This is a genomic window from Kandleria sp. (assembly GCF_017934775.1).
Classification (GTDB): domain Bacteria; phylum Bacillota_I; class Bacilli_A; order Erysipelotrichales; family Coprobacillaceae; genus Kandleria; species Kandleria vitulina.
Genome location: NZ_JAGBIX010000069.1, coordinates 1 through 9764, shown reverse-complemented (window position 1 = coordinate 9764; position 9764 = coordinate 1). Strand labels below are relative to the sequence as shown.

Annotated in this window: 7 protein-coding genes; 6 read left to right on the top strand and 1 reads right to left on the bottom strand. The window is 36.1% G+C overall.

The genetic code is table 11. The features are described 5' to 3' along the window. Nucleotides 1–151: 151 nt before the first annotated feature. A complete protein-coding gene (gene nrdD, locus J6L95_RS07520) occupies nucleotides 152–2314 on the bottom strand; it encodes an anaerobic ribonucleoside-triphosphate reductase (RefSeq protein ID WP_031589522.1) in 2163 nt (720 codons plus the stop codon). 336 nt (nucleotides 2315–2650) lie between these two features. Between nrdD and J6L95_RS07515 the strand changes: the two genes are divergently transcribed. From J6L95_RS07515 to pckA, 6 genes are all read left to right on the top strand, one after another. Further along, nucleotides 2651–4045 carry a radical SAM/SPASM domain-containing protein gene (locus J6L95_RS07515; protein ID WP_287458652.1) on the top strand — a complete coding sequence of 465 codons (1395 nt, stop codon included), beginning with the start codon at nucleotides 2651–2653 and terminating at the stop codon, nucleotides 4043–4045. Between the two features lie 59 nt (nucleotides 4046–4104). Continuing rightward, complete coding sequence (locus tag J6L95_RS07510; RefSeq protein WP_287458651.1) at nucleotides 4105–5214, top strand: AI-2E family transporter; 1110 nt, start codon at nucleotides 4105–4107, stop codon at nucleotides 5212–5214. 45 nt (nucleotides 5215–5259) lie between these two features. Then, a complete protein-coding gene (locus tag J6L95_RS07505; protein WP_287458650.1) occupies nucleotides 5260–6234 on the top strand; it encodes a Gfo/Idh/MocA family protein in 975 nt (324 codons plus the stop codon). Continuing rightward, on the top strand, nucleotides 6218–7249 hold the full coding sequence (locus J6L95_RS07500; protein WP_287458649.1) for a Gfo/Idh/MocA family oxidoreductase: 1032 nt from the start codon (nucleotides 6218–6220) through the stop codon (nucleotides 7247–7249). Before J6L95_RS07505 ends, J6L95_RS07500 begins: the two co-directional genes overlap by 17 nt. Before the next feature lie 76 nt (nucleotides 7250–7325). Next, complete coding sequence (locus tag J6L95_RS07495; RefSeq protein WP_287458648.1) at nucleotides 7326–7919, top strand: class I SAM-dependent methyltransferase; 594 nt, start codon at nucleotides 7326–7328, stop codon at nucleotides 7917–7919. Between the two features lie 106 nt (nucleotides 7920–8025). Continuing rightward, nucleotides 8026–9624, top strand: a complete 1599-nt coding sequence (pckA, locus tag J6L95_RS07490; protein WP_287458646.1) for a phosphoenolpyruvate carboxykinase (ATP) — start codon at nucleotides 8026–8028, stop codon at nucleotides 9622–9624. Nucleotides 9625–9764: the final 140 nt, after the last annotated feature.

The window sequence follows — 9764 nt, the reverse complement described above, 5'->3', positions numbered from 1 at the left end:
TAATTGTTCTTGTAATTAGGTGTATTTGTATTGTTATTTTTCATAGCCTAATTATATCAAAAAAGGTGGCATTCCTCATCACTTATGAGGATGCCACCATTTTTTATTTGAGTGCTGTATTTATTTCGTTACAGCCTCTTCATTGTTTAAATTAACCTTCGTAGATTCTGTTGTCCATATGAACAAAACGTTCTTTGATTTCCTGAGTACGTCCCTTGTTCCAGAAGTTATCTCCTAGATAGCCGCAAGTACGACGGCAGACATTCATTGTCTTGTGGTTTCTGTTGCCACAGTTTGGACAGTACCATTCACCGTTATCATCAATAAGGATTTCACCATCAAATCCACATTCCTGACAGTAATCAGACTTAGTATTGATTTCAGCGTACTGAATTGTATCGTACATATAGTTGATCAATTCTTTCATCGCTTCAAAGTTACTTGTCATATTAGTGACTTCTACATAAGAGATAGCACCACCAGAAGAGATATTCTGGAATTTTGCTTCAAATCCTAATTTAGAGAAGGCATCAATATGTTCTTGTACGTTAACATGATAAGAGTTAGTAATATAATCCTTATCAGTTACACCAGGTACAATACCAAATCTTCTCTTTAATGTTCTGGCGAACTTATAAGTAGTAGATTCAGCAGGAGTACCATACAATGCAAATCCTAAGCCAGTTTTAGCTTTCCATTCATCTACAGCTTGTCTTAATCTCTTCATGATCTTAGTACCAAGTTCATTACCTTCTTCAGTAGTATGAGATTTACCAAGTAAAGCAACGACACATTCATAAAGACCAATGTAACCAAGAGAAATAGTAGAATAACGTGAATCAAGAAGTTTATCAATTGTTTCACCAGGTTTTAATCTAGCAATACCACCAAACTGCCAATGAATAGGTGAAACATCAGAAACAGTTCCTTTTAAGTTTTCATGTCTTAACATCAATGCTTCATAACAAAGATCAAGACGTTCATCTAAGATCTTCCAGAAGTTATCCATGTTCTTTTTAGCACTTAATCCAACATCAGTTAAGTTAAGTGTTACAACACCCTGGTTGAAACGACCGTACCAGACATACTTTCCTGTTTCATCTTTGTATGGAGAAAGGAATGAACGACATCCCATTGGTCCAAAGACCTGACCTTCATAGTTTTGCTTCATGATCTTAGCAGAAATAAAGTCTGGCATCATTCTCTTAGATACACACTTAACAGCTAAATCAGTTAAATAACGATATTCGCTATCGTCAGGTACATTGTTTTCATCCAATACATAAAGAAGTTTAGGGAATGCAGGAGTGACATAAGCACCAACTGGATTCTTCATACCGACATATCTTTGTCTTAAGACTTCTTCGATAAGCATGGCAGTTTCTTTTGTGTATTCAGGATTTTCATTTAAATACATAAAGATAGAAAGGAATGGGGCCTGACCATTTGTAGTAGAGAAAGTATTGATTTGATACTGAATAGTCTGAACACCAGCCTTGATTTCTTCTTTAAGACGGCTATTTGCGATCTTTTTGATCTGTTCATCAGTATATTCAATGCCAATAGCTTTTCCTTCTTCTTTAATGGCTTTAATATGCTTGTTATAAGAGACTCTTACAAAAGGAGCAAGATGAGATAAGCTGATTGTCTGACCGCCATATTGTCCACAGGCAATCTGCTGAACAATCTGAGTTGCGATTGTGCATGCAGTCTGTAAAGATTTAGGTGTTTCGATAAGCTTTCCGTTGATGACTGTTCCTTTTTCAAACATATCTTCAAGGTTAACTAAACAACAGTTAAACATCTTCTGAATAAAATAATCCATATCATGGAAATGAATAATACCATCATCATGAGCCTGAACAATCTTTGTAGGCAACATCATACGACGACAGTAGTCTCTAGAGAATTCACCAGCAATCAAGTCTCTTTGAGTAGCGAGAACTGTTGCATCTTTATTAGAGTTTTCATCCATAGCTTCTTTATTTGTCTGTTTAACAATACCATAGATTTCTTTATCAATAGTATTTTCTTCTCTCTGGAATTCTCTGACCTTACGATAGCCTTCGTAGGCTTTTGCGGTAAGAACTGCGCCTTTATCGATTAATTTTTCGAAAACCTGTCCTTCAATACGAGTGATATCTACTTGTTTAGCACCATTGTTTAAGTGCCATTCTTCGATTTCAGTCGCAATTTCATGCGCTTTCTGTTCATCAATCATGCCACTGCCATATCTCATGGCTTTCAAGATTGCTTTTTCAATCTTGCTGGCATCAAAAGGTACACGCGATTTATCTCTTTTTATTACATCCATAACTTTTTCTCCTCCTAAGTTTTTGTAGAAAAGTTATTTAATCACAAAGTGATTGGTTGTCTCTTTTCTGTACATAAATATTAAAACGCACTTTAGTTGATAATGCAACTAATTTAAAACAATATTTTTTAAAATTGGTTTTTATCACGTAATAATGACGCTTTTTTGGTTTTGAGTTATTTTTATTGAAATTTTAGACAAAAATTTATCTTTGTCTATATTTCAAAAAAATACACAAATTTAACTTCATTTTTACCAAAAATCCCTTGTAAAAACTTTCTCCAATTAAACATTGATTTTTTATGATGATAAAATAATAGAAAGGGGGTGTGTGCCATGAAAGACACATTAAAAAGATTATATATATCAAGGGAAGTTGGTCATCTTCTAAAAGATATTGAACATGACCGAACAACAGGTTACTTGAAAATAGTAGATCTTGCAAGACAATATTATGGAAATAGTTTTTCAGATGAATCATATGAAAAAGCTGTTGAGGCCATTAAGGATCCAAATAATAAATGGGTAAGACTTATCAATGAGACATTGGATCATGTAGATCCTCATGTCGCTAAAGTGACTGCGCTCAATCTTGGCTATGAAGCATTTCTTAAAGGGACAAAGACTATTCGAGAGAATAGGGAACGCTATCATTGCAATATTCCTTGGCTAATTTTATTTGATCCAACCAATGCCTGCAATATGCACTGTACAGGATGCTGGTCAGGAACTTATGGGCATAAAGATTCTTTATCATTTGAAGATATGGACAAAATTGTAACTGAAGGAAAAGAATTGGGTGCATATCTTTATATGATGACAGGAGGAGAACCTTTAGTTAAAAAGAAAGAAATATTGCGTCTTGCAAAAAAACATCATGACGTAGAGTTTGCGATCTATACCAATGCAACACTGATTGATGAAGAATTCTGTAAGCAAGTCGCAAAACTTGGCAATATTATCTTCCTGATGTCCATCGAAGGTACAAAAGAAACCAATGACGCAAGAAGAGGAGAAGGACATTTTGATGCATTTGTAAAAGCCAGCAATCTACTTAAAAAGCATGGCATCATCTTTGGAACATCAATCTGTTATACAAGCAAGAACTATAAAGCAGTAACAAGTGATGAGTTCTATCAGTTCTTATGTGATCAAGGTGCACACTTTGGCTTCTACTTCCACTATATGCCAGTAGGAGATGCTGCATTAGATCTATTGCTTACACCTGAACAGCGACTCTACATGATTGATCGTATTCGCCAAGTCAGAAACAACGACAATCCTATTCCATTCTTCCCAATGGATTTCCAGAATGACGGTGAATATGTTGGTGGCTGTATTGCTGGAGGACGTAATTATTTCCACATCAATGCGAGTGGAGACGGGGAACCTTGTGTATTTATTCATTATTCTGATTCCAATATTCATACACATTCATTGTTAGAAATGTTAAAGCGTCCACTGTTTATGACTTATCATGAAAAACAGCCATTCAATCAGAATCATCTTAGACCTTGTCCAATGCTAGAAAATCCTGAAATCATTGAAGATATCGTACATAGCACCCATGCTAAAGATACCAACAAGCAAAAAAGTGAACCAGTAGAACAGTTGACAGGCAAATGCAAGGACTATGCTTATAACTGGAAACCTTATGCGGATGTATACTGGAAAATGCATAAGCATGTCAATCGTCTTTATGAAAACTACGCAAAAGATCATCATCGATGATTTTTCTTGCATGAACAATGTTTTTCCTTTACCATTTAGTTTTGAGTAAAGGAGAACTTATGAACAATTATAAAAAATATTGGCCAATTGCCATAATGGCCTTCTTATTCTATTTAGCAGTACATTATTGGAACAGTCTTATCAATTTGACAGGAACCATTTTTCATGCTTCCACATCACTTATTTTTGGCTTTATTCTCGCATATATTGTCAACTTGTTAATGGTGCAGTATGAAAGAGGATATGATTATTTGTTAAAGGGACAATTAAAAAAACCAAAACGTGGTATCTGTATTCTTTTATCTTATATTACAGTTATCATTGCTTTTTCTATCATAATTGCGATTGTCGCTCCACAGGTTGTCAATGCGGTCACAATCTTAGTAAAAGATGGTGGTAAAGCCTTAATGCCTTATTTAAAGAAACTCGATCATAATCCAGCCTTTTCACAGTATGCTAAACATTTAGAAACATTGATCAATGGGAAAATGGATGTTTCCAGTGTTGCAGGAAATATTCTCCAGACCTTCTTTAGTGGGGCATCAAGTGCGCTTTCAGCTATAACTGGAGCCTTGTCTTCATTCTTTTCTTTGATTGCGACATTGTTATTTGGGATTATGTTTTCACTCTATCTTCTTGCTGGAAAAGAAAAGCTGATCAGAGGAACAAAACGAGTTATCAATACTTATTGTCCTCGTGGCAGTGAAAAGATTCTCTATGTAGCTCATGTATTCAACGATGCCTATCGTCAGTTTATTATCGGACAGGTGATGGAAGCAGTTATCATTGGTGTTCTATGCTTCATTGGCGGACTGATTCTTCAGCTTCCATATGCTGCAATGGTCGGGACAATTGTCGGAGTAACAGCCTTGATTCCTATTGCCGGATGCTATATTGGTGCAGGATTGAGTGCCTTTCTTATCTTTACAGTCAGTCCTATCAAAGCCTTGGAGTTCTTGATCTTTATCTTTGTTCTCCAGCAATTAGAAGACAACCTTATCTACCCACGTGTCGTTGGCTCATCATTAGGTTTGCCAGGCATCTTCGTTCTTGCAGCCATTACCATCTTTGGTGGTGTCTTCGGCTTTGCTGGAATGCTTTGTGGTGTACCTATGACAAGTGCCATCTACCGTCTTGTACAAAATGATATGCGTAAAAAGAATGGATAACCAATCCATTCTTTTTTTGTTATAATATGAGAAGGAGGTAAGAATATGAAACTAGGAATATTAGGAACAGGAATGATTGTTCAGGAATTTTTAGAAATAGTACCTTCATTGCATCTAAAAAAAGCATTTATTCTTTCAAGTGAGCGTTCACTTGAAAGAGCAAATAAGCTTATGAAGGTCTATCATCTCGATGGTGTGTTGACATCCTACGATGATCTTTTAAAAGAAGATATTGATACCATCTATGTCGGCTTGCCTAATCATCTTCATTTTTCATTTGCCTTAAAAGCATTAGAGGCTAATAAACATGTCATTATTGAAAAGCCCATTGTAAGCAATATGAGAGAACTGAATCAATTAAAAGAAGTGGCCAAGAAACATAATCGCATAATATTAGAAGCCGTTACCTTGCATCGTATGCCAGCTTATCTTGATATGAAGAAACAGTTGGATAAGCTCGGTGATATTAGAATTGTCTCTTTAAATTACTCACAGTATTCTTCTCGTTATGATGCCTTCAAGAAAGGTGAAATCCTTCCTGCCTTTGATGTTCATAAATCAGGAGGGGCTCTCTATGACTTAAATGTCTACAATCTCAACTTTGTGATTGGGTTATTTGGTAAACCTTTATCAGTAGATTATCATGCCAATCTTCAACGTGGTATTGATACATCAGGCATCTTCACGATGGACTATGGCTCATTCAAAGCTGTCTGCATCGGCTCAAAGGATACCGGTGCGCCGTTAATGAATACAATCCAAGGAGAACAGGGCACAATTATCATTGATACCCCTGTATCTAGAATGAGACAGTATAAAATAAAACATGATGTAGAAGAAGTAAGAACATTTGAAGAAGAGCATGCTATGTTATACGAATTTAAGCAGTTCAAGGACATCATTGAAAACAATGATGTAGAAAAAGCAAATGACTACCTTGAAATCAGTACCCATGTCTTATGGGCATTAGAAGAAGGAAGAAGAAAGGCAGGAATTATATTTGATGCAGACAATTATTAACGTAGGCTTTATTGGAGCAGGAAAATCTACCCATCGCTATCAGGCTCCATTCATATTAAGAAGAAAGGATAAGTTTAAGATTAAGACAATCTGGGCGAGAAATCTTGATCATATTTCATGGGAAAGAATCCCTCAGGTAACATATACTGATTGTCTAGAAGACATGTTAAATGATCAGGATATTTCCCTAGTTGTTATTTCTACTCCAGTCATGCATTATGAATATGCAAAAATGGCTTTGGAACACGGCAAGAATGTTGTCTGTGAAAAACCTTTTACCGATACATATGAACAAGCTGTAGAACTGTTTAATCTTGCAGAAGAAAAGAATCTAAAAATCATGTGCATTCAGAATAGACGTTTTGATTCAGACTTCCTAACAACCCAGAAAGTCATTGAATCAGGTATATTAGGAGACCTTCTAGAAGTAGAAATGCATTATGATTACTATCGTCCCTATGTAAGTGAAAACACTGATCACTTTAATCCTTATCAGGGCTACCTTTATGGTCATGCCTGTCATACCATAGATCAGGCTATTTCTTATTTTGGTTTCCCTGATGATTATCATCTAGAAGTAAGACAGCTTTTAGGAGAAGGAAGAATGAATGATTACTTTGATATAGATTTCTTCTATAAACAAACAAAAGTCTCTATCAAGTCATCTTATTTCCGTGTTAAATCAAGACCACGCTTTGTCGCTTATGGGAAAAAAGGAATGTTTACTAAAGAAACTGAAGATCGTCAGGAATATGATTTAAAGAGATTCTATATGCCAACAAGTGATCATCCTGATTTTGGAATGGATCGCGAGGAACATTATGGAGAAGCTATCTTCTATGATGAACATGGAGAATATCATCAAGAAAAGATTCCTACTATCAATGGCGATTATGCCCGTTATTATGATGAAGTCTATGAAATGCTTGTAAATAATAAAGAACCACTTGTAAAAAAAGAACAGACACTCTTTGTGATGAAACTTCTTGAAGAAGGCATCAAGCAGTGTAAATGACGTGACAAATCTAAGAAAAGAGATACAATAAATGCGACAGCTTTGTCGCATTTTATTGTACAAGGAGGAAATTAATATGGTATCAAATCCGGCAAGACCACAGGGAGAAGAAGGAAAGAAAATGCTTGAACGCATGAATAGAAGTCATGCACCATTAAGAGAATGGGGGCTTTCTTTTTATGATTGGAAAGATCATCTTCATATTCTAGATATTGGATGTGGCGGAGGTGCTACAATCAAGGATATGCTTTCTTTATCAGAAGGAAGTGTAATCAACGGTGTTGATTACATGGAAACGAGTGTAAAGCTTGCCTCTATCTACAATGAAGAAGAATTAGGTAAACGTGTCTTTATCAAGCAAGGGGATGTAGCCAATCTCCCCTATGAAAATGATAGCTTTGATCTCGTTACAGCAGTAGAAACTATCTATTTCTGGAAAGATATCAAAGATAACTTCAAGGAAGTAAAACGTGTCCTAAAAGAAGGAGGCACTTTCCTTGTTTTATGTGAAGGAAGTGACCCTGATGAAAATAATTGGCCAAAGATTGATGGACTAGTTAAAATCTATACACCAGAAGAAGTAGCGGGTATTTTAAAAGAAAATCATTTCAAAAATGTTAGATTTCATCGAGGAGAAGGACAATATATTGCAGTTTTAGGTGAAAAATAGTTTAAAAATTGTATTTTTTTGACTTTCCAATAGGTAAATTTGAGAAATATTGAAAATGCTTACATTTTTGTGTTATAATCTCACTTATAGGAAAGAGAGGAATACTATGGATCACACATTATTGAAATTAGGTATCTACAACGATACAGGAAAAGTACATTATAATTTAGGCGCTGCCGCTTTAGTGGAAGAATCATTAAAGAAGGGAGAAGGTGTCTTAACCGACACAGGTGCCTTATCTATTAAAACAGGAAAGTATACTGGTCGATCACCAGATGACAAGTTTATTGTCGATACAGACAATGTCCATGATCAGATTGCTTGGGGTGATGTCAACAAGCCAATGGACGAAAAGACATATCGTCATTTGAAGGAACGTGTCTTAACATATATGGGGGATAAAGAATTATATGTGTTCCAGGGATATGCCGGTGCTGATCAGAAGTATACAAGAAAGTTCATGGTTATCAATGAGAGAGCCTGTCAGAACTTATTTATTAGACAGCTTTTAATTAGACCTTCAGAAGAAGAATTGGAAGACTATGGTGAACAGGATTATACAATCCTATCTGTACCAGGATTCCGTTGTGTACCTGAAAGAGATGGTACACATTCTGAAGCAGCTATTATTGTTAACTTTAAAGAAAAGATTGTCATTATTGCAGGTACAGAATATTCTGGAGAAATCAAGAAAGCTGTATTTACAGTTATGAACTACGTTATGCCAATTGAAGAAAACGTATTGCCAATGCATTGTTCTGCCAATATGAACCCTGAAACAAGAGGAACAGCAGTATTCTTTGGTTTATCAGGAACTGGTAAAACAACATTATCAGCGGACCCAAATCGTCTTTTGATTGGTGATGATGAACATGGATGGTCTGAAGACCGTATCTTCAACTTTGAAGGAGGTTGCTACGCAAAATGTATCAACTTAACTCAGGATGGAGAGCCATATATCTACAATGCGATCAAGTTTGGTAGTGAAGTAGAAAATGTTATTATTGATCCCGTTACACGTATCCCAGATTATTTTGATGGTACACTTACATTAAATACACGTGTTGCTTACCCACTAGAACATATCGAAAATGCGATTATGCCTTCTGTAGGTATCAGACCGGATGTTGTTATCTTCTTGACTGCTGATGCCTTCGGTGTCTTGCCACCGATTTCTAAGCTCGACAGCAACTCTGCAATGTACCACTTCGTTACTGGTTTCACATCTAAAGTTGCCGGTACAGAACGTGGCATTACTGAACCAGAACCAACGTTCTCTACATTATTTGGAGAACCATTTATGCCACTTGACCCAGATGTCTATGCTGAAATGTTAGGTGAACGTATCAAGAAACACAATGTACGTGTTTATCTTATCAATACAGGATGGACTGGTGGACCATATGGCATCGGTCATCGTATGAGATTAAAATATACAAGAGCCATGGTTACAGCAGCTTTGAACGGTGATATTGAAAAAGCACGTTTTATCCATGATAAGAGATTCAATGTGTACGTACCACAGGAATGTCCTAATGTACCACATCATATCATGAACCCAAGAAGTACATGGCAGGATCGTAAAGCCTATGATGCACAGGCTAATAAGCTTGCTAAAATGTTCAAAGATAACTTTGAACAGAAATATAAGCATATGCCTGATGCTATCAAGGAAGCAGGTCCAAAACCTATTGAAAAAAAATAGGCACTTTTCCAGGTAGCGGGCTATCCTGATTGATGGGGTGTCACTAACTGTGGGAAATTGCCTATCCCACGAAAGTGGAAAGACATACCGAAAAAATCGGTTAGGACCGATATCAGTACTCTGATATCAGTCCTTTTTCG

Coding starts and splice junctions, on each gene's coding strand:
- J6L95_RS07510 (WP_287458651.1), top strand. CDS start 4,105: ATGAACAATTATAAAAAATATTGGCCAATTGCCATAATGGCCTTCTTA.
- J6L95_RS07500 (WP_287458649.1), top strand. CDS start 6,218: ATGCAGACAATTATTAACGTAGGCTTTATTGGAGCAGGAAAATCTACC.
- J6L95_RS07515 (WP_287458652.1), top strand. CDS start 2,651: ATGAAAGACACATTAAAAAGATTATATATATCAAGGGAAGTTGGTCAT.
- nrdD (WP_031589522.1), bottom strand. CDS start 2,314: ATGGATGTAATAAAAAGAGATAAATCGCGTGTACCTTTTGATGCCAGC.
- pckA (WP_287458646.1), top strand. CDS start 8,026: ATGGATCACACATTATTGAAATTAGGTATCTACAACGATACAGGAAAA.
- J6L95_RS07505 (WP_287458650.1), top strand. CDS start 5,260: ATGAAACTAGGAATATTAGGAACAGGAATGATTGTTCAGGAATTTTTA.
- J6L95_RS07495 (WP_287458648.1), top strand. CDS start 7,326: ATGGTATCAAATCCGGCAAGACCACAGGGAGAAGAAGGAAAGAAAATG.